Source organism: Ralstonia psammae, from assembly GCF_958405935.1.
GTDB classification, from domain to species: domain Bacteria; phylum Pseudomonadota; class Gammaproteobacteria; order Burkholderiales; family Burkholderiaceae; genus Ralstonia; species Ralstonia psammae.
This window is the reverse complement of record NZ_CATZBU010000010.1, coordinates 34,818-58,093: the sequence shown is the minus strand read 5'-3', so window position 1 is coordinate 58,093 and position 23,276 is coordinate 34,818. Positions and strand designations below refer to the sequence as shown.

At 65.6% G+C, this 23,276-nt stretch carries 26 protein-coding genes; 15 read left to right on the top strand and 11 right to left on the bottom strand.

From position 1 onward, the window contains the following. Positions 1–5: 5 nt before the first annotated feature. Genes R2N16_RS18445 through R2N16_RS18415 form a run of 7 tightly spaced genes read right to left on the bottom strand, consistent with a single transcriptional unit; the run spans position 6 to position 4,866 of the window. On the bottom strand, positions 6–503 hold the full coding sequence (locus R2N16_RS18445; protein ID WP_316667288.1) for a flagellar FliJ family protein: 498 nt from the start codon (positions 501–503) through the stop codon (positions 6–8). Then, complete coding sequence (sctN, locus tag R2N16_RS18440) at positions 500–1,819, bottom strand: type III secretion system ATPase SctN (RefSeq protein ID WP_102065738.1); 1,320 nt, start codon at positions 1,817–1,819, stop codon at positions 500–502. The genes R2N16_RS18445 and sctN overlap by 4 nt, the downstream gene beginning before the upstream one ends. Next, entirely contained in the window at positions 1,816–2,550 is a 735-nt protein-coding gene (gene sctL / locus R2N16_RS18435) for a type III secretion system stator protein SctL (protein WP_316667285.1), read from the bottom strand. The genes sctN and sctL overlap by 4 nt, the downstream gene beginning before the upstream one ends. Further along, entirely contained in the window at positions 2,535–3,152 is a 618-nt protein-coding gene (locus tag R2N16_RS18430) for a type III secretion protein HrpB4 (protein ID WP_316667282.1), read from the bottom strand. The genes sctL and R2N16_RS18430 overlap by 16 nt, the downstream gene beginning before the upstream one ends. Next, positions 3,149–3,934 carry a type III secretion system inner membrane ring lipoprotein SctJ gene (sctJ, locus tag R2N16_RS18425; RefSeq protein ID WP_316667280.1) on the bottom strand — a complete coding sequence of 262 codons (786 nt, stop codon included), beginning with the start codon at positions 3,932–3,934 and terminating at the stop codon, positions 3,149–3,151. Before sctJ ends, R2N16_RS18430 begins: the two co-directional genes overlap by 4 nt. 26 nt (positions 3,935–3,960) lie before the next feature. After that, a complete protein-coding gene (locus tag R2N16_RS18420) occupies positions 3,961–4,362 on the bottom strand; it encodes a type III secretion protein HrpB2 (RefSeq protein ID WP_102065734.1) in 402 nt (133 codons plus the stop codon). 21 nt (positions 4,363–4,383) lie between these two features. Then, positions 4,384–4,866, bottom strand: coding sequence for an HrpB1 family type III secretion system apparatus protein (locus R2N16_RS18415; protein WP_102065733.1), 483 nt, complete (start codon positions 4,864–4,866; stop codon positions 4,384–4,386). 285 nt (positions 4,867–5,151) lie between these two features. On the opposite strand from R2N16_RS18415, the gene sctU reads away from it, so the two are divergent. The 12 genes from sctU (at position 5,152) to R2N16_RS18355 (ending at position 14,508) form a co-directional block, all read left to right on the top strand. Beyond that, complete coding sequence (sctU, locus tag R2N16_RS18410; protein ID WP_102065732.1) at positions 5,152–6,258, top strand: type III secretion system export apparatus subunit SctU; 1,107 nt, start codon at positions 5,152–5,154, stop codon at positions 6,256–6,258. A 10-nt stretch (positions 6,259–6,268) separates the two neighbouring features. Then, on the top strand, positions 6,269–8,281 hold the full coding sequence (locus R2N16_RS18405; RefSeq protein ID WP_316667274.1) for an FHIPEP family type III secretion protein: 2,013 nt from the start codon (positions 6,269–6,271) through the stop codon (positions 8,279–8,281). A gap of 6 nt (positions 8,282–8,287) precedes the next feature. Beyond that, positions 8,288–8,899 (top strand): type III secretion system protein SctP, encoded by a 612-nt coding sequence (gene sctP / locus R2N16_RS18400; protein ID WP_102065730.1) that lies wholly within the window; start codon positions 8,288–8,290, stop codon positions 8,897–8,899. A gap of 51 nt (positions 8,900–8,950) precedes the next feature. Continuing rightward, a complete protein-coding gene (gene sctQ, locus R2N16_RS18395; protein ID WP_316667271.1) occupies positions 8,951–9,991 on the top strand; it encodes a type III secretion system cytoplasmic ring protein SctQ in 1,041 nt (346 codons plus the stop codon). Further along, a complete protein-coding gene (gene sctR, locus R2N16_RS18390) occupies positions 9,978–10,628 on the top strand; it encodes a type III secretion system export apparatus subunit SctR (RefSeq protein WP_102065728.1) in 651 nt (216 codons plus the stop codon). Before sctQ ends, sctR begins: the two co-directional genes overlap by 14 nt. Positions 10,629–10,638: 10 nt before the next feature. Further along, the gene (sctS, locus tag R2N16_RS18385) at positions 10,639–10,899 is read left to right on the top strand and encodes a type III secretion system export apparatus subunit SctS (protein WP_024978147.1); all 261 of its coding nucleotides are present in this window, start codon (positions 10,639–10,641) and stop codon (positions 10,897–10,899) included. Between the two features lie 10 nt (positions 10,900–10,909). After that, complete coding sequence (locus R2N16_RS18380) at positions 10,910–11,839, top strand: type III secretion protein HrpV (RefSeq protein ID WP_316667268.1); 930 nt, start codon at positions 10,910–10,912, stop codon at positions 11,837–11,839. A gap of 5 nt (positions 11,840–11,844) precedes the next feature. Next, positions 11,845–12,816 carry an HrpD5 family protein gene (gene hrpD5, locus R2N16_RS18375; RefSeq protein ID WP_316667265.1) on the top strand — a complete coding sequence of 324 codons (972 nt, stop codon included), beginning with the start codon at positions 11,845–11,847 and terminating at the stop codon, positions 12,814–12,816. A gap of 26 nt (positions 12,817–12,842) precedes the next feature. Continuing rightward, the gene (locus R2N16_RS18370; protein ID WP_316667263.1) at positions 12,843–13,082 is read left to right on the top strand and encodes a type III secretion protein HrpX; all 240 of its coding nucleotides are present in this window, start codon (positions 12,843–12,845) and stop codon (positions 13,080–13,082) included. Positions 13,083–13,421: 339 nt separating this feature from the next. Further along, positions 13,422–13,622 (top strand): serine kinase/phosphatase, encoded by a 201-nt coding sequence (locus R2N16_RS18365; protein ID WP_102065725.1) that lies wholly within the window; start codon positions 13,422–13,424, stop codon positions 13,620–13,622. Positions 13,623–13,798: 176 nt separating this feature from the next. Beyond that, positions 13,799–14,050, top strand: a complete 252-nt coding sequence (locus R2N16_RS18360) for a hypothetical protein (protein WP_316667260.1) — start codon at positions 13,799–13,801, stop codon at positions 14,048–14,050. 2 nt (positions 14,051–14,052) lie between these two features. Then, a complete protein-coding gene (locus R2N16_RS18355) occupies positions 14,053–14,508 on the top strand; it encodes a CesT family type III secretion system chaperone (protein WP_316667258.1) in 456 nt (151 codons plus the stop codon). 64 nt (positions 14,509–14,572) lie between these two features. On the opposite strand, the gene R2N16_RS18350 is transcribed toward R2N16_RS18355, so the two are convergent. Next, positions 14,573–15,394 carry a methyltransferase domain-containing protein gene (locus R2N16_RS18350; RefSeq protein WP_316667256.1) on the bottom strand — a complete coding sequence of 274 codons (822 nt, stop codon included), beginning with the start codon at positions 15,392–15,394 and terminating at the stop codon, positions 14,573–14,575. 296 nt (positions 15,395–15,690) lie between these two features. On the opposite strand from R2N16_RS18350, the gene R2N16_RS18345 reads away from it, so the two are divergent. From R2N16_RS18345 to R2N16_RS18335, 3 genes are all read left to right on the top strand, one after another. After that, positions 15,691–16,089 (top strand): type III secretion system chaperone family protein, encoded by a 399-nt coding sequence (locus R2N16_RS18345; RefSeq protein WP_316667254.1) that lies wholly within the window; start codon positions 15,691–15,693, stop codon positions 16,087–16,089. Positions 16,090–16,224: 135 nt separating this feature from the next. Continuing rightward, positions 16,225–19,926, top strand: coding sequence for a hypothetical protein (locus R2N16_RS18340; RefSeq protein ID WP_316667252.1), 3,702 nt, complete (start codon positions 16,225–16,227; stop codon positions 19,924–19,926). Between the two features lie 269 nt (positions 19,927–20,195). Continuing rightward, positions 20,196–20,933 carry a response regulator transcription factor gene (locus R2N16_RS18335; protein WP_102065720.1) on the top strand — a complete coding sequence of 246 codons (738 nt, stop codon included), beginning with the start codon at positions 20,196–20,198 and terminating at the stop codon, positions 20,931–20,933. 179 nt (positions 20,934–21,112) lie between these two features. Here the strand turns inward: R2N16_RS18335 and R2N16_RS18330 are convergent, their stop codons facing one another. The 3 genes from R2N16_RS18330 to R2N16_RS18320 all read right to left on the bottom strand — a co-directional run bounded on the left by R2N16_RS18330 (position 21,113) and on the right by R2N16_RS18320 (position 23,243). Continuing rightward, positions 21,113–21,643: a helix-turn-helix transcriptional regulator gene (locus R2N16_RS18330; RefSeq protein ID WP_316667251.1), complete on the bottom strand. Its 531-nt coding sequence runs from the start codon at positions 21,641–21,643 to the stop codon at positions 21,113–21,115. A gap of 149 nt (positions 21,644–21,792) precedes the next feature. Further along, positions 21,793–22,737: a DUF4880 domain-containing protein gene (locus R2N16_RS18325; protein ID WP_102065718.1), complete on the bottom strand. Its 945-nt coding sequence runs from the start codon at positions 22,735–22,737 to the stop codon at positions 21,793–21,795. Continuing rightward, positions 22,734–23,243, bottom strand: a complete 510-nt coding sequence (locus R2N16_RS18320; protein ID WP_102065717.1) for a sigma-70 family RNA polymerase sigma factor — start codon at positions 23,241–23,243, stop codon at positions 22,734–22,736. The genes R2N16_RS18325 and R2N16_RS18320 overlap by 4 nt, the downstream gene beginning before the upstream one ends. Positions 23,244–23,276 lie beyond the last annotated feature (33 nt).

The window sequence follows — 23,276 nt, the reverse complement described above, 5'->3', positions numbered from 1 at the left end:
GATCTTCAGGGCGCCGCTTGCGGGCGTGGCCGCGCGAGGATGGCCTCCACAGCCTCTTCCTCGGTGGCGAGTTCGCGCTCGGTGGCGTCTTGCTGGTCAATGCGCTGTGCAGTCTTGCGGCATTGGTCCAGCATGGCATCCAGGCGCGCAAGGGCTTGCCGGCGCGCCTGCAGCTCCGCCTCGCGTTCGGCTACGGCGGCGTGTGCGGCGGCCACGGCCTGTTCGGTCTGCACAACCGCATCGTCCAGCTCGCCACGAAATGCGTCGTAGCGCAGGTAGGCATCAGCCAACAACACGGGGGCGGAGATCAACGCGTCCATGCGCCGGATATGGCCGCGCAACCGGTCGTGCGCGCGCTCGCAGGCATCCTGGCTTTCTTCGGCGGCGTTCTGCGCATCGGCAACGGCTTGCTGCGCGAGGGTGATCTCCGCTTCCACGCGACGGCGCTGGCGCGTCTTGGCTTCGATCAACGTGTGCCACACGTGCGAGCGCTTGCGCGTCATGCCTGGGCCACCTCGCCCAGCAGTCGTGCTGTCTCGTCAGGGCTGCACCACTCATCGGTGCGCTGGCGCAGGAAGTCCTCCATCCAGCCGTTCCATTGCACGGCCGTGTCGGCCACGGCGTCGCTGCCTTCCTTGTACTCGCCCATTTGCAGCAGCGTCTCCACCTCGTTGTACTTGGCGAGCAACTGGCGCATGCGTCCGGCGGCGGCGCAATGGTCCTGGGGGGCAACCTGCGTCATCACGCGGCTCAGGCTGTTGAGGATGTCGATGGCCGGATAGCGGTTGCGCGCAGCAATGTCGCGCGACAGGATCAGGTGGCCGTCCAGAATGCCGCGCACTTCTTCGGCCACGGGGTCGTTGCCGGATTCATCTTCGGCCAGCACGGTGTAGAGCGCCGTGATGGAGCCGTCGGCGCTCATGCCCGCACGCTCCAGCAGGCGCGGCAGCTCGGCAAACACCGATGGCGGGAAGCCGCGTCGCGTGGGCGGCTCGCCCGCAGCCAAGCCGATCTCACGCTGTGCGCGCGCGAAGCGTGTGAGCGAATCCATCATCAACAACACACGCAGGCCCTGGTCTCGGAAATATTCTGCAATGGCAGTGCCAACGTGTGCCGCCTTGGCGCGCTCCACCGAGGAACGGTCCGACGTGGCGCACACCAGCACCGAGCGGCGCATGCCCTCCTCGCCCAGGATCTGCTCAATGAACTCGCGCACCTCGCGCCCCCGCTCGCCGATCAGTACGATCACGTTGACGTCGCATTCGGTGCCGCGTGCCAGCATGCCGAGCAGGGTGCTCTTGCCCACGCCAGCCGGTGCGAAGATGCCCATGCGTTGCCCTTCGGCCAGCGTTGCCAAGCCGTCGATCACGCGCACGCCGGTGGCCAGCGGCTGTTCCACCAGACGACGCGACATCGGATCGGGCGCCTGTGCAAACACCGGCACGTAGCCATACACATCCAGCGGCGGCCCACCATCAGCCGGCCGGCCCAGCCCGTCCAGCACGCGCCCGAGCAAACCGGGGCCGATGCCCACGGAAAGCGTCCGCCCGCTCGGCACCACGCGGGTTGAGCGCGACAAGCCCACCACGCCGCCAAACGGTGCCAGCAGCGCAAAGTGTTCGCTAAAGCCGACGACCTCGCCCTGCTGCAGTTCGGTGCCATCGGGCGTGGTCAACGTGCAGAGTTCCCCCAGCTTGACGTCCACGCCGCCCACGCGCAGCAAGGTGCCGGTGACTTCCACCACCTTGCCAAAACGCTGAACAGTTGCCGTATTGCGGATGGCCTCGTCCAGGGCGTCGATCAGCGCGGCCTTGGTCATACCGTGTCCTCGTCGAACGCGTCTTCGTCGTCTACGTAGGCAACGCTTGGCTCGGCCGCCACGCGGCGCTTGCCAGACAGCGCTTGCCGCAGCGCGGCCAGTTGCACGCGCAGGCTGGCATCGGCCACGCCGTGATCCCACTCGCACTGGCAGTGGCCGAGTTCAGCGCGGTCATCGGCCAGTACCTCGAAGGCGGCGTTGAGCGTACCGGTCTGCACAGCCTTGGCGAAGGCTGCACGGGCGGCGTCGATCTCATCGGCACACACACGCACCGTCAGCCTCGACTGGCTTTGCAGCACGCGGCCCAGCGTGGCCGCCACGCGGGCGAACAACGCCTGCCGGTCGGTTTCCAGCACCACCTGCTCCACCGCCTGCATGACCGTCGTTGCAAGGCGGTCTTCTTCACGGCGTGTTGCCTCGGCGTCGTCATGGGCGCGCGTGGCCATCGAGGCGTGGAAATCTTCCAGCGCGCGCCGTTGGCCTGCTGCATAGCCCAGCTTGGCGCTGCGCTGTGCGCGTTGATCGGCTTGTCGGAGTATCTCGTCGGCGGTGGCCCGGGCCTCGGCGACGATGGCCTCCGCCTGCGCATGCGCATCGGCCACGGCCGCATCGCGTGCCGCCTGAACGGCCTGCCATGCGGCATCCAAGTCCACCACGTGCCGGTAGTCTTCAGCGCGGATAACATCCGAGCCGACGCCCAGTGCAGCGTCGCGCCTCAGCCAAATAACCATGACAACTCCGGAAAGAGAACGGGCAGCTCGGCCATGAAGGTTGTGGTCTGCGCATCGGCGGCAGGTACGCCTGCGCATACCGGCACGGGCGCGTGCATGTTGATCGTCAGGCGCATCAATTGCGCCAGCGACGGGTCGGTCACCGCGCCCTCGGCAATCAACGCTTGCAGGCCGGCTTGCGCCAGTTGCTGCAAGTCCAGCATTGGCAGCGGCCCGCCGGCATCTGGCGACCAGTGCTCGCGCGCCGTGAGCGCCGCCAAGGCAGGCTGCCCCAGCAGCGCTGCGACGCCAGACAGGTAAGCGCCATCGATACAGCGTGCCAGCGCACCACGCCGGGCCACCAACACACGGGCCGCCAGCACGCGCGCCAGATCGTCCGCATCCAGCACGACCAGGCGATGGGCGTTCGCCAGCAGCGTCGGCAGACCCACCTGCCGAACACCCAGCGCGGCACAAAGCTGGCGCCAGTCCTTGGGCAACACCGTTGGTACGCCCGGCGCATCCAGCGTGGCCGGAAGGCTGCGCAGCCGTTCCTGATAGGCATGCAGCATGCGCAGGATCATGGTGGCAGCCGGGTCGGGGGCAACGCTAGTGCGGTTCATGCTGTTGCGCTTTTCTTCCAACGTGCCGGCAGCTTGGCTTCCACACTTGCGCGAACCGCATCCAGGCGCGTGCGCACGGCAGCCAATCGGGTCGCGGCGCGCCACAGCAGCACGATCACCACCAGGCCGCCCACCACCCCACCCAGCGTGCCCCACGACACACCGGCCGGCGCACGGCTCGCAGCGCTAGCCGCAGGGGGGGCATCCATCGCACCCGGTACGAGCGTCACGCTCACGTTTTCGTAGGTGAGCCCCTCCACGCTGTGTACGACCAGGTTCTTGATGCTGGGCACGAGCGACGACACATTGGCACTTGGTCGATACTTGATGAATACCGATGCGCTGGACGGCTTGACGACCGTGGCCAGCGGGTCATTGTTCGGCAGCACGATCTGCACGTTTGCCACGGCCACGCCGTCAATGCGCGACAGCGTCTGCGACAGTTGCTGCGATACGCCGTAGATAAAGCGCACGCGCTCTTCCGTGGGCGTGGAAATCAGCCCGTCCTTCTTGAAGATGTCGCCCAGGCTGGCGTATTTCTCGTGCGGCAGGCCGTGGCTGTGCAGGACTTCCATCGCGCGTGCAAACGCGTCCTGATCGACCATCACGGCCCAGGTTTTGCCATCGTCGGGCGAGTTTTTTTGCGCGTCGATACCGGCTTGCAGCAGCACGGTCAGCATGTCGTTGGCATCGGATTCGCTCAACTGCGCGAAGAGCTGCTTGTTGCAGCCGGCCAGCATGGCGCTCAGCACAATCAACAATGCCAGCGCGCCGCGCCGCATGCGGCAGGATCGAAGGTCGGCACGCATCATTGGTTCCGCATCAGGGTCTGCACGGCGTTCTTGCCGGAATGCGCGATGGTGCTGCCCAGGTGGATCTTGGTCATGGTGGCCGCGCACTCCATCTGCACGCGTACCCCTTCGGCCACCACTTCCTGCATCGACATGCCACGCTCGGCTTCGGGCATGGCTTCCACGCGCGCCATCGTGGCTTGCACAGCGGCGTCTTCCTTCTTGACCAGTTCGCCAATGGCGGATGGCCCCTTGGCGTGGTGCTGGCCGTGCCGGGCGTTCTGCAGCAGCGACTCGAAGCGCGAGACGAGTTCGGGTGCCGGCGCTGACGTAGTCGATTCAGCAGGCGCAGTGCCGGTGCCGGGCACACCGGGCATCTGGGCAGTCACGGGCGGAATGGCGGTCGGACCTTGGATCATGATGGGCTCCGTGGAAGTCGGTTAAACACGCGTGAAGTAATGCGCGCTCTGGTACGCACTCATGTCCACGCTTTCTGCGGCCGGCTGGGCATCGGTGGGGGTCATACCGGCATTCATCTCTTCCTGCACACCAATCAGCGTGCGCACGAGGGCGACGGAGTCGGGGTCTTCATCGCGTGCCAGTACCTCGTTGGCGTAGACGTGCCATTCCTGGTCGCCCAGCGCGTTCAGGCACAGCGCCATCATGGCGGAGGCAAACGGCACCACGCTCTCGGCAGGCTGGCCGTTGTGCAGCTCGCGCAGGATGCGTGCGGCATCGGCGTACTGGTGGTTCCCCACCAGCAGCCAACCTTCCACCAAGTCCAGCTCGCGGAAGTTCGGTCGCAGCGCACGCAGCGCGGTCAGCAATGCCTGGGCGTTGTCGAACTGGCCGCTGCGGGTGGCATACATCAGCACTTCCAGCAGCCCGCCCAGCAGGCGGTTGCTGCATTGAATCGGTTCCATATCGCGGGGTTCTCCATATCAGAACAGTCAGTGCCGGCGTGGATGCGAAACCGGCCGACCTCGGGTGGAACCATAGACGCTGGCATGCAGGGGGCCGGCCAGCCGGCCCGAAAAAGAACGCGCCACCGCGAAGTTCGGCGCGGTGCGGGCCAGCGGGCACCACGTAAAACGCGATGGCTGCACGCCCGCTTCGGGACAGCGCATCCGGCTTCGCTCGCGGTACGAGCGCGCGTGGCTTGCGTCCGCACAATGCCTGGCATTACCACGGCCGCTTGCGCTCGCACCATGTCGGACGAAAAAACCGAACAGCCCACAGACAAGAAGCTCAAAGACGCGCACAAGGACGGCGAGACCGCCAAGAGCGCAGATTTGACCGCCGCCGTTGTCCTGCTGACGGGCTGCCTGCTGCTGGCCATGACGGCGTCGCTGCTGGGCGAGCGATGGCGTGCACTCGTGGACCTCGCACTCGATGTGGACGGCGCCCGGCACCCGGCCATGACACTCAAACAGACCATCGGCCACGTCGCCCTGCAGCTCGCCTTGATGACGCTGCCTGTCAGCCTCGTCTTCGCATTGGCCGCCTGGATTGCCACCTGGGGGCAGACCGGCATCGTGCTGTCGACCAAGCCGCTGGAGCTGAAGATGAGCGCCATCAACCCGGCGTCGGGCCTCAAGCGCATCTTCTCCATGCGCTCGATGATCGACCTGCTCAAGATGCTGGTGAAGGCGCTGGCCGTGGGCGCCGCGTTGTGGAAGCTGGTGCTGATGCTGCTGCCCACCATTGTCGGCACGCCGTATCAGCCAGTCATGGACATCGCAGAGATCGGCATGTCGATGCTGGTGAAGCTGCTGGGAGCCGGCGGCCTGCTGTTCCTGCTGCTCGGCGCAGTGGACTTTGGCATCCAGCGCTGGCTCTTCATCCGCGACCACCGCATGAGCAAGGACGAAGTCAAGCGCGAGCACAAGAACAGCGAAGGCGATCCGCATATCAAGGGCCAGCGCAAGCAGATCGCCCGCCAGATGGTGGACGAGGCCAAGCCGGAACAGACCGTGGCGGGCGCGCAGGCCGTGATCGTCAACCCCACGCACTACGCGGTGGCGATCCGCTACGCGCCCGAAGAATACGGGCTACCCCGCATCACCGCCAAGGGCGTCGACGACGAAGCGCTCAAGCTGCGCGAAGAAGCCCAGGCACTGGGCATTCCCATCATCGGCAACCCACCACTGGCGCGCGCCCTGTATCTCGTCAAAGTGAACGACCCCGTGCCGGAAGCGCTGTTTGAAACCGTGGCCGAAGTGCTGGCCTGGGTTGGCGAGATTGGTACCAAAGACAGCGGCACCAAAGAGCCCGGCGCAAAACTCATGGGCACCACCCCTTCAACCTTGAACTGAGGCTACCGACATGGCCAAGAGATCCGCCGTTTCCGAATTCAGCGGCGAAATCGGCATCGCCGCACTGGTGGTCGCCGTCATCGCGTTGATGGTGCTGCCGCTGCCCACCGTCCTGATCGATTCGCTGCTGGGGCTGAACATCACGCTCTCGGTCGTGCTGCTGATGGTGACGATGTACATCCCCGCGGCGACATCGCTGTCGGCATTTCCGTCGTTGCTGCTGTTCACCACGCTGCTGCGGCTGTCGCTGAACATTGCATCGACCAAATCCATCTTGCTGCATGCCGACGCCGGCCACATCATCGAGAGCTTCGGCAAGCTCGTGGTGGGCGGCAACCTGGTCGTCGGTATGGTGGTGTTCCTGATCATCACGACGGTGCAGTTCATCGTGATTGCGAAGGGCTCAGAACGTGTCGCGGAAGTCGGCGCGCGCTTCACGCTCGACGCCATGCCCGGCAAGCAGATGAGTATTGACGCGGACTTGCGCGCCGGCCACATGAGCGCAGACGAAGCGCGCAAGCGCCGCGCGCTGCTGGCGATGGAGAGCCAACTACACGGCGGCATGGACGGTGCCATGAAGTTCGTGAAGGGCGATGCGATTGCCGGCCTGGTCATCACGCTGGTCAACATCCTGGCCGGCATCGTGATTGGGATCACGTATCACGGCATGACGGCCGGTGAAGCTGCCAACCGCTTTGCCGTGCTCTCGATTGGCGACGCGATGGTCTCGCAGATCCCTTCGCTGCTGATTTCCGTGGCCGCCGGCGTGATGATCACGCGCGTGTCGGACGACGACCACGGCGCCAAGCCAAGCTCGCTGGGCAAGGAGATCGTGCGGCAGCTTTCAACCAGTGCGCGCGCCATGTTTACCGCCAGTGCGCTGCTGGCCGGCTTCGCGCTGGTGCCGGGGTTTCCGTCGTTCCTGTTTGTGGCGCTGGCAGGCGTGGTGTTTGGCTTTGGCTACACGCTGCGCAAGCGCCTGAACGCGGGCAGCACGACCGATACCGACGCCCTGCCTGCGCTGCTGCGGGAGGGGTCCAAGGACAAAGCACCGACCATCGCAGACAAGGCCCCTTCGTTCACGGCGCCCCTGGGGGTTCGCCTGGGCATGCGGCTGGCAGAGGGGCTCGACATTCCCAAACTCGATGCTGCATTCCAAAGCGGGCGGCACGCATTGGCTGAAGAGCTGGGCCTGCCCTTCCCCGGCATTGCCGTGTGGAAGAGCGCCGCGCAGCCTGAAGACAGCTACGAAGTGCGGGTGCACGACATCCCGGGCGACCCGGTGGTGATGCCCGAAGGCAAGGTGTCCGCCGAGGCCCTGCCGGAGCCGCTGCGTGCGAAAGCGCTGGCGGCACCGGACGCTCCCCTGCACGCCGAACAGGTGATTGCCGATCACGTCGTGCACGTGCTGCGCAAGCACGCGCATCTGTTCATCGGCCTGCAAGAAACGCAGTGGATCATGGAACGCGTGACAACCGAGTACCCGGGTCTGGTCACCGAGGCGCAGAAAGCCGTGCCCGCGCAGCGCATGGCCGATGTGCTGCGCCGCCTGCTGGAAGAGCAGGTGCCGATTCGCAACATGCGCGCCATCCTGGAAAGCCTTGTCATCTGGGGCCCGAAAGAAAAAGACACCCTGATGCTGGTGGAGTATGTGCGCGGCGATCTCGGCCGGCAGATCGCCCACCAGGCCACCAGCGGCTCGCGCAAGATGCCCGCCATTCTGCTGGACCCGGCGGTGGAGCAGACCGTGCGGCAAGCGATCAAGCCCACACCGGCGGGCAACTTCCTGACGCTGGACCCACAGCAGGTCGACACCATCGTCACGCGGCTCGAACACATGAGCCGCAGCGCGCCGCAATCCGCAGCGGCACAGTCCGGTGCGCTGGCCATCGTCACCTCGATGGACATCCGGCGCTATGTCCGTCGCATGATCGAGCCGCGATTGCAGGCGTTGAACGTGTATTCGTTCCAGGAGCTGGGCGCGTACGTTGATCTGCAGCCCGTGGGCAAGCTCACGCTGTAAGCCGCCATGACCACGTCTGTACGCCTGTGGCGGGCGCCGCCCACCGCACCCGCACCCCACCCGGCCACGCCAGCCCGGCGTGCTGCCACGCAGCGCAATGCCGAAGCGCGCACCGGCACACTGGTGGATCCCGCTCCCACCGCGCATCCGTTGTGGTTGCCACCGGACCCAGACAACGACAGCGCGCGTGAAGACGAGCCCGAGCGCGAGTCCTCCACATCCCACGACGGCGCCGATGCGCAGCCAGAAGACGCCGCCCCCGACACCCCGACCGCGCAGCACACCTCGGCCATGGCCAGCCGTCTGGTCCGCACATGCTCGGAAATCAGCGTGGGCAACACTGTGACCGAGCATTTGGCGCAATTGCTCTCCAAGTTTTGCGGCTCGCGCGTCGTCAAAGCCGGCGGCGAATGCTGGGAAGTCACGCTCGACCTCGACCCGCGCGTGCTGCCCGACACGCGCCTCACGCTGCGGCTTTCGCCCCACACGCTATGGCTTCGCTTCCTGGCGGCACACCCGCGGGCGCGCGACTTACTCTCCGAACACGGCGATGCACTGCGCCAACGCATTCACGTTTTGCTGGAGCAGCGCATCGATGTCGAACTCGAAGTGTGGTGATCGCCTTGATCGCCTTTGGTGACCACCCCCTACGCAATCTGCCGACTCGCTATGAACCACGGGCCAACGCCATCCCCGCTCGATGCGCATCTGCGTGCGTTCACGCCGGCCGAGGCCGTGCTGACGCGGCTGGTTGGCACACCGTTCTCTGACGGCGATACCGGTGCGTGGCAGTTGCACCTCGCCGATCGTGCCGATCACGCCGCACCGATGCAAGCGCCGCTGCGCTTGGCCATTCGTGCGTCGCAATGCGCAGTGGATGTCGTGATTGACGGGACACGCCACCCCGCACTGCACGCCATCTCGTTGGAAGGTGACGCCGAGCGCCGCACGGCATTGGCTGGGCTCTGGCTGGCTCCGATGCTCGATGGGCTGTCTGCCGCCGGCTTGGGGGATGCCGCCTTGACGGCGTTCGCGCCCGAGCACACCGACGCACTGCCGCCGTCCCACCCGGCGCTGCTGTTGCGTCTTGAAGGCCCGCATGGCGAAACCCCCTGCCGCATTGCCGCGCTGGATTGGCATCACGCACCGCCGGCCCCGCCGATGGCCGATCGCAACACTGTGCTGGCGCAACTCGGCGTGATCGGCCTGCCCATACACGCCCGCGTCGCGAGCCGGCAGTGCGCGATGGCCACCCTGCAATCCCTCGCGCCCGGCGACGTACTGCTCGGCTGGGGTCTGCGCGCTTACCGGCCCGATACCGAAGAAGGCGCCGTACGCCTGACATTCGGCAACAGCCGGCAACCCCACTTCACCGCCCATGCTCATTACAAGGAAGGCACCGTGACGATCCTCGATGTTCCCATGCTCGCAGACGACGATACGCCCACGGCGGACGAGGCCGCAGACGGCATCGCCGTGGAAGCACTCGAAGTGCCGGTGCATCTTGAACTGGCCGTGATGAGCCTGCCGCTGGCCGAACTCGCCGCGCTGGTGCCGGGCCACGTCCTGCAATTGCCGGTGCTGCTGCGCGACGCCACCGTGCGCCTGGTCTGCCACGGGCAAACGCTCGGCCATGGCCAGCTCGTGGCGGTGGGTGACCACCTTGGCCTGCAGATCTCGGCGATGAGCGCCCGCCATGCAGAACATTGAGTTCGCCTCGCTCATCATCGCGGCGGTGGCCATTGCGCTGCTGCCGTTTGCCGCCATGGTGGTCACGTCGTACACCAAGATCGTGGTCGTGCTCGGCTTGCTGCGCAATGCGCTGGGCGTGCAGCAGGTGCCGCCCAGCATGGTGCTCAACGGCATTGCGATGATCGTGTCGTGCTTTGTGATGGCCCCTGTTGGCATGGAGGCCATGCAGCGCGCCCACATGCAGCTCAATGATTCGAGCGCGAGCGTCAGCCAAGTCATGCCGCTGCTCGACGCAGCGCGCGAGCCGTTCCGGCAGTTCCTGGACAAGCACACCAACGCGCGTGAGAAAGCGTTCTTCATGCGCTCCGCGCAGCAGCTGTGGCCGGAGGCCAAGGCAGCGCAGTTGAAGGAAGACGATCTCATTGTCCTCGCGCCCGCCTTCACGCTGACGGAGCTGACCTCGGCCTTCCGCATCGGCTTCCTGCTGTACCTCGTCTTCATCGTCATCGACCTCGTGATCGCCAACCTGCTGATGGCGCTGGGCTTGTCGCAGGTCACGCCAAGCAACGTCGCCATTCCATTCAAGCTGCTGCTGTTCGTGGTCATGGACGGGTGGTCGGTGCTCATTCACGGGTTGGTCAACACCTACCGCTAGGTACCCTGCCATGGACTACGACAACATCACCCGATTGACCAGCACGGCGCTCATGCTGTGCCTGCTGGTATCACTGCCCGCCGTGGCGGTGTCGGCCATTGCGGGGCTGCTGATCTCGTTCGTACAGGCCGTGACCTCGCTGCAGGACAGCAGCATCTCGCATGGGTTGAAGCTCATCATCGTGTCGGTGGTGATCGTGGTGGCGGCGCCGTGGGGCGCGGCATCGATCCTGCAGTTCGGCAATACGATCCTGCAGTCGCTCTTCCAATAGGGGGCGCACCATGACGCGAATCTCCGCCTCGTCGCCGGGCCTTTACGCGCTGCCCGATGCCACGCAGACGCAGCCGACGGGGGCGGTCACCCCCAACCATCGCAAGCGGCATCGGCATGGCGTGCATGGGCACGACCACGAACTGGCGGAGCAACAGCTCGAAGCGCAGTCGCACCATCACAAGCATCTTGCGCAAGTGGCCAAGCGCGTGCGCCGGCCGCGCACAGGCAAGCGCAGCGGCGCGGGGTCGCCAGAAGAGCCCATCACCGACAGTGCGTTCGAAGAGTTGCTGCTCATGCTGGAAGAGCATGCGAAGAAAGTCGAACCACTGATCATTGGCGTCGGCCAGCAGCACAGTCATAACGACGGCGAAGACGACCAGGCCCGGGACCAGCGCAGCATGCAAGGCCGGCGCGCCCTGCTGATGCGCTATCTGCAGGAGACCGCGGCCGAGCCGTCATCGGTTCATGGCAGCAAGCCCGTACACACCGACGCAGCCACAGAGTCGGCCGCCGCCGGGCAGCTCGACATGCATTCGTCGGCATATCTACGGCTGGAGCAGGAATTGCTGGCCGTGCGGCATGCCATGCAGGCCGGCGTACCGATGCCGCTGCGCATGGCGTTCGACATCGTGCGCCAGTATCTGAAGGCGGCCCCGCTGGAAGGTACGCCCGCCACGCTGCTCGCTGTGAAGGCGCGCCTGCTGGCGATTGCCGCGTTGCAGTGCACCGCCACCCGTCCGCTGACGGATAGCGAGAAGACATTCAACAAGCTGCTCCCATTGCTTCTGCTGAGTGCTTCGCGCCCGCGCACCGGTCGGGAACGCGGCGAAAGCGTTGCGCGCGGCAGCGCCGTCGCACAGCGCTGGACGGCTGACATCTGGTCTTACCGCGCGGGTCTCGGCCTGGCGCTGCCCCCGCTTCCTGATTCCACCCTATGACGACCATGAACAAACACATTCGCGTGTTGGCCGGCGCGCACGCCGGCGCCTGCCTCGATCTGACGCCGGGCCGCTGGACGGTCGGCAATGGCCCCGACGCCAGCATCCGCATTGCCGATTGGACGGCCGATGCGCTCTCGCTATGCGTGGACGCCGAGCAAGGCGTGCTGATCGAATCCGCCGATGGCGATCTCGCCTGGGAAGATCTATCGCCGCGCCGCTTTGGCGATGTCGTGCTCTGCGTCGGCCCCGTTGGTGAAACGTGGCCCAGTGATCTGAGCCTGCTACAGCGCCTGCTGTCGCCCGCGCCGGCGGTGAATCACCATGGCACGGCGGCATCGGAAGCCTCCGCCGCAGAGGCGGCGACGGCAGCGCGGCCGCGCGCCCGCAAGGGCTGGATGGGCGTGACCGCCGTGGCGCTGCTGACGCCCTGCGCGTTGCTGCTGGCGTCCACACGCGAGACATCCCAAGCCGCGCGCACACAACCCACAGCGCAAATCCCGCTGCTCGAACGCACACGCACCAGCCTGGCACAGCACCACATCGACGGTCTGCAGATCGAACAGCAGGATGGGGAACTGACTGTGCACGGCATCGTCACTTCGGCCGCCGAAGAGCTGGCCACGCTGCGTGACCTGCGCACCGTGTCATCCGGTATCCACACTGACTTGGCAATTGCCCCGGAGATCATTGAGAACCTGCGCGAGTCGCTGCAGGAGCCCGGCCTGCGCATTGCGTATCTGGGAGACAACCGCTTTTCCATTGCCGGCCCCGCCATGCATCCGGACCGCGTACGCGCCACGGCAGACCACGTGCGCAGCGATCTCGGCAGCAACATCAAGGACATCGTCCTGGACGTCACGCAAGCCCGTGTGCGCGACCCCAAGGCCGATGCCACGTCGGCGCTGTCAGTGGATGAGCTGCGTTACGTCGAAAGCTCCGATGGCACCAAAGATTTTCTCGCTGCACAGCGCTAACTCACTTCTCTCGTCTGGAGACGAACATGTTTGATCAATTCACGCTCGACATCATCGACACGTTTGACGGCATCCAAGCCTTTGCCCGGCGCGAGGGCGACAAGGACTTCGGTCCGTTGCGCAAGGCCACGGAAGTGCTGCGGCAGACCGCCACCGACATGGAACAACGCGCGCTGCGCGCCACCGATGCAACCGCACGCGACCAGTATCGCGTCCTCGCGCAAGGCTTCGCGGCTGCAGTCGACATCTGCGAGCACGTGCACTGACAGCGCCATCCGCGTCGGCTGTCGCGTCGATTGCGTGGGGAACGGTGCAGGCCGTTCCCCATTTTGTTTGTGCGGACGAAGCATCAACACATGAACGCATTGCTCTTTCACAACAGCCAACAACACACCAGCAATGCACCAGCGGCGCACTTCGCACACCGACATCACCTTTCGCCTTGCGCACAGCACCGCACGCCGCTTTGCACGAATATAGACACACGGCGAACACAACAGCAGCAAGTTCGCTGAACCGAATCGACGACATCCTTCCTCTGGGCTGTTGTTGAAAACCCGGCTCTCACCCGAGACCACCTACTCATCATCACACAGGAGTTTGTAATGTCCGCACTGACCACCGCCTCGACCGTCAGCAACCTGGCCAGCGATGCTTCGTACACCGCGCAAATGTCGGGCGTCACCAAGCAAGGCGAAGCCGACATGCTCGAGGCAGCCAAGCTGCAAAACGAGCTGAACCGCACGAACATGTACGCCAAGCTGCTGGAGGCGGGCCCGAAGGCCGCCAAGGACCTGATCTCGTAATGATCGGCTCTCGACGGCGCCCCGCGCGCCGTCAACGTTCGGAAACGGGGCCGCGCCGTTTCCGAACGGTTTTTTTTTTGCAGCGCGCGCATCGCTTCTGCTTCGCTCTCGCCACCCGGCGTCTTCCTTCACGCGAAGGCCATCACCGACATCCTGTTCCGCACAAGGGGCTTGCCATGACGACCTTCGGCCCGACCACCTCCCCCAGCGCCGCAACCCGCTCCGCGCACCGTACGCCGCTGGCCGACCAGACTGCCGGCCACGCGAATACACCCACCGCATTCTCTGAACAACTCCAAGCCATCACGGCGACCGGCAAAGCAGACATGCTGACCGCCGCCAGGCTTGAAGACGAGCTGAACCGCGCACAAGCCCTGGCCAAGCTGCTGGAAGCCGGCCCCAAGGCCGCCAAGGACCTGCTCGCCTGAACATGACGACGGAACGCCGCAATGACCTCATCCGCGACATGTGCGGGCATCTGGAAATTCCCGATGCCGACGCCATCATCGCCGCCGGCCGCCTCACGGTGGAAGGGTTCGAGGTCATCATCGACGCCGTTGAAGACGACACCGAAGCGTTCTACCTGAACTTCGACTACGGCATCGTCACAGGCGGACGCACGCTGCGCGTGTTCCGGCTGATGCTGGAAGCCAACCTCACCATCTACGCGCAAGACCACGCACAACTGGGCCTGGACGGCGACACGGGCGGCATCATCCTGATCGTGCGCGTGGCCTACGACCCCGATCTCGACGGCGAACAGCTCGCCGAACTCCTCGGCCACTACGCCGAGCACGGCCGTTACTGGCGCGACAACATCCTGCAGACCACGGACGATATGTTCGAGAGCCTCTCGAACGGCACCTACGCGTGGATTCGCGCCTGAGGCGCACGCACGCAGATGCATTGCAGCACCGGCGCACCTTGCAGGGCGCGCCGGTGTCAGCCCATCAGAGGGTCAACACGCTGCCTTGCTGATGCGGGTTCACCCTGCGCAAACCCTCAATCCAATCCGCCGTCGGCAAACCGAATGTGGATTGCAGCACCTCGGCACGGGCTTGCAGCGCGGCCCACTCGACCGTGATGGTGGGGCCGTTGAACGCCAGGGCGATGGTGTTCTCCACCATGGTGATCGGGAAGATCAGCACGCGGTAGTCGAACGCCTCGCAAATGCGCTCGATATTGCGGGCAAAGCCTTCGTTCGAACAGTGCAGGTTGATCGCCATCACGCCAGGCGCACGCAAGACCCGCCGACACGCGCGATAAAACGCCAGGGACTGCAGGGCGGGGCTGCCGTCGTGCACGCCGTCGTACACATCCACCTGGAGGGCGTCGACCGTGCCGTGCTGCGCCGGGTCCATCACCCAGTCCAGCGCGTCTTGCGCCAACACCTGCAACCGGTGGTCATCGTCAGGCAGGTGAAACGCGCTGCGCGCCGCCTCGATCACCAGCGGATTGATCTCCACGGCCGTGACGCGAGCCTGCGGCAGCCTCCGGTGGCAAAAGCGGGTCAATGAACCGGGGCCCAGACCTAGTTGAGCCACGTGGGCGTCAGCAAGCTGCGCCGGGTCCAGAAACAGCAGCCACGCCATCATCTGCTGCGCATAAGGCAACAGCAGACGATCCGGCTCGGACAGCAGGATCGCGCCCTGCGCGCAATGCTCGGCGCCCGCGAAATGCAGAAGCCGAACACCATCGTGCTCGGAATAGGTGACGGGGGTGGGAGTGAGGGCAGCCGTGGGGGCCGGGCTAGCAAGGTCGTGGCGTGTCATGGGCGCAGAACGTAGAGAGGAGGCCAGAGTGGAAGCACTTCACACAGACGAGGCTGTGCATTGCACCAGCCTGCCACACGCAGCGGCAGGCGGCGGGCATGGCTTCGCTTGCGCGGACGTTGCATCGTGCCGGCCACGCTGCAGTGTCGACACGCGCCGGTTTGCTTCGCAGCGCCCATGATGAGTTCGTGAACACGCACACGCGCCAAAACGAACGGTCGTACGCTCGCGGCATTGCATGCAAGTTGCGCGCGGCTGCCGGATGACCGGCGCGCGGGCATCGCCCACCCCATTTCATGTCTGCCTCCCGCACGCCGCATTTGCCGCACGCCACCGTCCCGCGCTTCGGCATGGACGACCCGAATGCCTTCGCCGCCCCTGCTCTCCGTATCGGCGCGTACGAATTGTGGTTCACCTTCGATACCGCCGATGCGCCATCAGACCTCGTCACGGTCTGCATTGACCTGGGTGAGCCCTCCGGCGTCGACCTGGAAGCGGCGCTCCAGTTGACGCTCGGCTTGTGCCTGGATCTGCCGGCGTCGCGCGGCAGCGTGGGTCTGCATGCGCTCACTGGCCGGTTGATCTACCGCTTTGATTACATGCTGGATGATGACCCCGCCGGCGCGCGCCTGGTGAATGCAATGGCCGCACTGGCTGCATCCGCCGTGACCACTCCGCTTTGGGCCGTGCACTGAAGCTGCGCTCGAGCCTGCATCCTCACGTCGACTTCGGCGCGGTCGCCCGGGCTTCGGGTGTGCTGCGCGGTTGTCATGCTGCCGCGTCAAAGTGGGGGCTCGATTCACCCGCGCGATGCCAGACCGCTTCTTTCCATGCCACGCCCTCGTCTGACTCCCCTCAGCACGCCCGCCTCGCAGTCGGAATACGAAACACTCCACGACTTCGCCAGGCGCACGCCGTCGCCGACCAGTGGTCCGGGAAACACGGTCGCGCAACCGCGCAGCAAGAAAGGCTGGCTCGGCAATCTGAAATCGCGCGTGCGCGACAAGCTGCCAAAGAGCGACGAGACAGAACTGGCCACGCTGCTGACCGACCACAAACGCTCCGGCACAACGCTTGATACGGTGCGCGATTACACGCCACCCACGCGCGGCACGTTGACCGTCACGCCCCAATCGACACCGCAGCCCTCGGCGCACGGCACGCCGCCCCCCGCCACGCCCACCGTGCAAGCGCAGAGCGACACCCGCCGTGCCGAGCGCTCACAGCGCAAGACGTCGTCCATGATGCAGCGCGCGCAACGGGGTGCACAGCGCCTGCGCGAGCACGGAAAGGCATCGCCGCCGCCAGCAGCAGCCTCAGCCGCACCGCTCACGGTACCCACGACCCCAGAGGCATTCCGCGACGCCATCGCCCAGCTGTTCCACGGGGCCGGCGGCAGCGCAGAACGTGCCGCCTTGATCGAACAACTCAGCGTACTGGCCGCGCCGGCGGAAGGCACGTCATCGGCCACCGGCAACTACATCCGCCCGATGCTGGCTGCGCGCGCACTGGCGGCCGGCAGCGGGGGCAATGCGTCGGATGCGCTGCGTGTGCTCGAGCACATCGCGCAGACGGTACGCTTTGATGTCGCCACCTTTGCCGCATCTGACCCGACTGCACGCGGTGAGGGTTCAACCCGTTCGTCCAGCGGCTCGTCGCTCGGCATGGGGCGGCTGTTTGATGAGGCGGCATCGGCGGCGTCATCCCCACGCTCCAGCGCGTCGGACCTCGGCCTGCATCACCTGTTTGGCGACGGCGACACGTCTGCCGAGGGTGCGGAAGTCAGCCTGAGCCAATTCGTTGAGCGGGCGAGCCCCGCGTCGGTGTCCCGGCAATCCAGCTTGTCAGCTCAGTACGGGTCCGAGGCCCCGTCCATACACACACCGCTGGAGATGAGCGACGCCGATGCACTGGGCGCTGCATGGCGCACCGCGCAGTTGCTCTCGCGCAGCCACCATGGCTTCCAAGCACTGTGCAGCCTGATGCAGACGCCCCCCGCGCCCGAGATGCGGCAGACCGCACGCAGCTTTCTGCAGGCGGCAGATCACCTGCACTCTGCAGCCGCAACCGCAACCGCATCAGACCCGGCCACCCAGCTGCAAACGCACGCCGCCGGCAGCGGCACGCGCGCAACATCGTTGGCGGTGAGCGTGTTGCATGCTGCCGCCCGCAAGCTGAGCGACGCGCCCGTGAGCGCGCAAGCCACCGGTGCGCTATTTGCCTGGCGCCAGGGCTTTCGTGAAGACGGCCCGGGCTCCGATCTGGCCAACACCAAGGCGCGCCTGGCCAAGTTTGTCGGCCGCAGCATCCCGCGCGTTGAGAAACAAGGCGTGCGCACCCATTTCTGGCGGATGATCGGCAAGAAGAAGTCGCCACTGTCGGCGGCAGCGCTCGGTATGCATGGCGCGCACCGGGCCGGTCTGGTCAAGGAGCTGGACACCTACACGGCTGCATTGCGCGCCATGATCGACACGCTCGCGCAGTCTGCCGAGACAGCACCGCCGCAAGCCGTTGCGCACCCCGGCGACCTGTGGCGCACGGCCATCCTCGCGCATTGGGCGGAGCTGGCGGCAGCCAACGCACCGCCGAGCGACTACGCGCTCACCGCAGAAAAGCTGCGCGCGATGCAGCCCGAAGTGGGCGCGGCGGTCGACCGCCTGCAGCAGGAAATGTCTGCGCCCACGGCCGTTGCCCGCACAGCGGGAAGCTCGCCGGCTCAACAGGAATTCGCGCAACTCATTACACAGGCGGGGCTGACCGACGATGCGCAGAGCCAAGCCTGGGCGCAACACCGGCTGGGCGATCTTGCCACGCCGCAGGTGACCGCCGCACAGGCTCACTTTGACGCGCTCGTCAGCCACGCCGGTCTGGTGGGCGAGCCACCGGCGTATCTCGTCGGGTTGCAGCCATCGGCGGCGCTCTTGCGCTACTGGAGCGGCTACGCCGGCGAAGCCGCAGATGACCCGGCATTCCACAGCGCGCTGGAGGCAGCCGAGAAGCTGGAGCACCCCGACGATCTCAAAATGCAGGCGCCCACCATGGAAGACGCCCGCAAGACCATCGAGACGTTGCTGACCTCCATGGAATCCGGCAATAAGGTGCGCCTGTCCAACGGCGGCTGGATGGGCGTGAGCACCACCGGCGTATCGACCGGCCTATCTCATGTGGGCAAGGCACTCCCGGTGCCCGTGTCGGTACAGCTCGACGCCAACTACGGCACCAGCCGGCAAGCCGTGGTGGAAATCGGGCGCAGTGCACACGGTCGTGACCTCTTCCTCGGCACCGACCGCACGACACGCAAATCGCTCGGCGTCGGCGGCTCTGTGGGTTACGACCTCAAGGTCTGGGGCAAGCGCCTGCGCGCCAACCTGTTTGGCGTCAAGGTCACGCCGTTTGACCTGGAGACCGGCGAACCGCGCGGCGTGGTCATCCGCGCCACGCGGCCCACGCAGAGCCCGGTGGAGGGCCATGACGACTGGGAGGCCATCAAGTACGACGACAAGGCCGCCGCCGATACCATCGTCAAGGCCGCCAATCTGCTGTTCGAGCAGGCCACGGCAGCCCCGGAGCACCGCCCCGATGCCGACGCGCTGTGGAACACGCTGGCCCAGCACTGCGGCGATGGTGAGAACCTTTCCGTCGGCTGGGTCGACCAGACCAAGCGGCGCACGCGCGTGTCCGCCGAGGCCACCGTCGGCTTCAACGTGCGCGTAAGCAGCAAGCACACGCCGGTGCGCATCGGCCCTTCCGCACGACTGCGCGGGGAAAAAACCCTCAACAACACCGCCACCCTGCACGAAACCACAGGCGCGCTGCGCGTGGAGCAGTTCAGCGTGGGCACTGCCCACAAGGTCACGGCGCGGGCGGGCCTGGCGTTCTCGGTGGGCGACACCTTCTATACCGCTGCGCCCAACGACAACGCCTCGGCCAAGGCGGGCGAGAGCGGCAAGATCACGCAGTCGTTCACGGGCGGTATGCCCCTCGGCTACAACTGGAAGCTGGCCGAGGGCGGCCACACCACCAAGGTCAAGATGGCCTACCACAACGACAGGATTGCCGACCGCGTGTGCTACTTCGACACCGAATACCGCAGCGCCAAGGAATACCTGGCCGTGGTGCGCAGCGAGCGCGAGGCCTGGATCGACATGCTGGCCCACAAGCCCGGCGGCACGGTAGAAAAGGCCGCGCGCGAGTTCGAGGCCTACTGCGAAACCGTAGAGAAGCATGCGCGCCCCAACCAGCGCTATCTGCACCGGCACCGGTTGCGCCCCGCCGCCGCGCGCGAGATCGAAGGCCACCTCGACCTGGCCGACCTGCATCGCAGCGTCGACCCCAACTCCGCCGATGCGCAGGCCTCCGAAGCCCTGGCGCAAGCCCTGCTGCACGCACCGGGCTCGCGCCTGCCGGAAAAGCTTGCCATCGTCGAGCAGGCTTCCACCAGCCGCAGCCTCGGCCTGACAAGCACCCTCCAGGTCCGCTCGAACAGCGAGGCGGAAGGCACGCGCGAACTTGCGGCCATCAAATTCGGCTAATCGAAATTTGTCGGGTTGTATGAGGAGTTTTTAAAATCCGAATTCCCGGACGTCTTCCATACGTTTTTCCACATGATCGAACACGGTCGATTCACCATCCGCATGATCAAGCCGCACTAAATCAGTGCCATAAAAAAACTCAATCAGAGTTAAGCGTAATTTCACTCTTTGTAGGGATGTTTGGAGAAATCGTGAAGGTTATGCTGGGCCCCTGTTTGAAGCGCCCTCTGCAATGACGTGTCATTGCACGGCATCAATGGGGAAGCACCATGAAGTTTGCGATACTGACCGCCAATGCATCCGGCTTTGCCTATGTGGAAAGCTGCCTGCCCATGCAAGACGTGGAATGCGTCCGCTTTGACGATGCCCTGTCGCTGCTGCGTGCGCGCCGTACGGAAACGTTTGATCTGTTGATGATCGACGCGCAGCAGTTCCGCACGGCGGGGCAGCTCGTGCTGTCGTGGCGCGAGTGCAATGCCGACATGTGCTGGCCTACGCTGGTGTTCGGGCAGTTTGCCGACCGGGGCGACATGGCGCTGGCCTTCGATGCCGGCGTGGAAGACGTGCTCACCGGCCACTTCACCGCCGAAGAGCTGCAGGCCCGCGTGCAGCGCGCGCTGCGCCGCGCCGAGCCCGTGCGGCAGAGCGCCGGCATCCACGTCGTGGTCGGGCCTTACCGCCTGTGCCGCCTCACTCGCACGGCCACCGTCAACAACGTCCCCATCCGCATGACGGCGCGCGAGTTTGCGACGGCGTGGCTGCTGTTCTCTTCGCCGGGTGCCTTCCTGTCACGCCAGCAGATCGCCTCTGCCGTGTGGGGTGCCGATGCCAGCATCGTCGAGCGCTCCATCGAGCAGCACATCTACAAGCTGCGCAAGAAGCTGCAGTTGGGCGCGGAAACCGGCGTCGAACTCAAGACGGTGTATGCGCGCGGCTACCAGCTCACCGTTCAGGCGGCAGAAAACACCTCGCCCGCTGTCGCCCCCCGGGACGCTCTGGCTGCTTAACAGGCCGCGCAATGCGGCCTTTTTGCGCAAACGATTGCGCGCCGCGACGCCCGAGCGTCCGCAGCGAATTGCATCAATGCATTTTTTACAAAACGTTTCAAAGCAAAGTATTTCAGAATCGGCGAAATAATTTTCGCGCCGGTTTTAAAACAATCTTTGCTCCCTGAATGATTATCGCGTTAATGATTTCCGGGCATTCGGATTTCACCCACACTCTGTTGATAGAGCGCCGCCAATTCCGTCCGGTTGCGCGCCTGCAAGCGCATCAAGATCTGCCGCACGTGCGATTTCACGGTTTCCACCCCGATATGCAGGGCCTGCGCAATCTCCACATTGGATTTGCCCGAGGCAGCCTCACGCAGGATGTCGCGCTGGCGCCGCGTCAACGCCGACAGCGCAGGGCTGTCGCCTGACGACAAGGCCCGCTCCTGGCGCTGCGCCGCCAGCATGCGACCGAGTATCGCGTGCGCCTGCTCCAGTGTCACCGGCTGCGGCGGCGGGGGTTCACCGGCGGCTTCGGCCAACTCCGTCAGGTCGATCAGGACCCTGCCGGGCGATGCCAAAACGGCCCGAGGGGTCGCCACGGTCAGCGGCGCCCCACCTTGCGTGCTCCAACGGGCCGCAACTTGATGGAAGGGAGGGAAATACGTGCTTTCAGGTGTGATGTCGGCCGCTTGTAGCAGCACGTCGTTCTGGACCCGGGCGTTCATGTCGTCCTTCGCTCTGGTAAGGGCATTGCATCTGGATGCAGTCGGCTCACCGGGATTGGTATCGCAGCGGCCTCCTACTCTCTCTGTGCAACCTGCGCAGAAAACCGGAACCGAAATCGCGAAAGAATTTTCGGTGGGTGCTCTGACGATCACCGAGCGGCGATGCGCACCCACACGCCGGCCAGCTTCCGCACCTGGATGGGCAGCGTTTCCGCCAGCATCTGCAGGGCACGGTCCACGTCCAGAGGAAAGCGCCCCGTCACGCGCAGGCTGGCTGCGTCGGATTGCAGCTCGATCACACCGTGGTGGTAGGGGCGCAAGGCGTTGATCACGTCGGCCAGCGGTTGATGCTCGACCTCGACCAGGCCGCGCGTCCAGGCGGACGCCGAGCGTGCCATGATGTCCAGCGACTCAATGCCATTGGGACCCAGGCGGCGCACCTGCCCCGCGCGCACTGTCGACACCGCGCCGGCCGGCGTGGACAACGCGGCAGTGCCTTGCAGGACGGCCACGCGCATCGTTCCGCCCGGCTCCAGCGTTGCGCAAACCATGCCACCCGCGCACTCAACCGCCCCCGCCGCCGACCACAACCGCACCTGCGCCGATGGCGACGTGGCCACTGCCAGCACGCTGCCGCTGCGCAGGCGGACGTCAGCACCGCGCGCGTCGGTCGAGGCATCGACCGCACTGCGTGCATTCAGGCGCAACTGCACGCCATCGGCCAGCGTGAAATCGCGGCGCTCTGCGGTGGCCGTGCGCATGTCGGCGCCCAGACCGGACAGCGGGATCTGCAGATCCACCAGTGCTGCCACGCCAACCCCCACCCCACCGACGATCAACGCGCGCCGCACACGCCGCGAGCGCGGTGTGTCCAACAGGTGCCGCGTGGCCTGCCGATGCGGCGCCGAGACAGGGGGCAAGCTCACCGAGCCCAAGCCGCCCTGCAGCCGCTTTACCGCTGACGCGTGCGCGGGGTCGGCCTCCTGCCAGGCGGCAAAGCGCTGACGATCTGCGTCCGAAGCCAAGCCCGAGCGCAACAACACCAGCCACTGGATGGCCTGCTCGGCAACCCGGTCATCCAACGGGTGTTTCACGATACGTCGGCCAAATAGCACAGGCGCAAGGCCTGCGTCATGTATTTCTGCACCATGCGCACCGACACCTCCAGGCGCTCGGCGATCTCTGGGTAGGTCAGCCCGTCCAACTGGCTATAGAGGAACGCGCTGCGCGCCTTGGTGGGCAGCCCATCCAACACGCGGTCGATGGTGGTCAATGCTTCCAGGATCAGGGCCCGCTCTTCGGGAGATGGCAGCGTAGCTTGCGGCTGAGTGGCTGCCCAGGCCAGATAAGCCTGCTCCAGATCGCGACGGCGCCAGATGTCGTAAAGCAGGCGCTGCGCAATGGTGGTCAGTAGCGCACGCGGCTCGCGGGTGTCTTGCCAGCCGGGCTTTTGCAGCAGTTGCGCAAACGCCTCCGAAGCCAGATCTTCGGCGCCAAAGCTGCAGCCCGTCTTGCGGCCCATGCGACCCGCCAGCCAAGCGTAGTGTTGTCGGAACCAGTCGGATGCCAGCGCGTCGGCTGGCTCGCAGGTTTGCGTCACGGTACCCCTCCGCGAGATTCAGTGCGGGCCGAT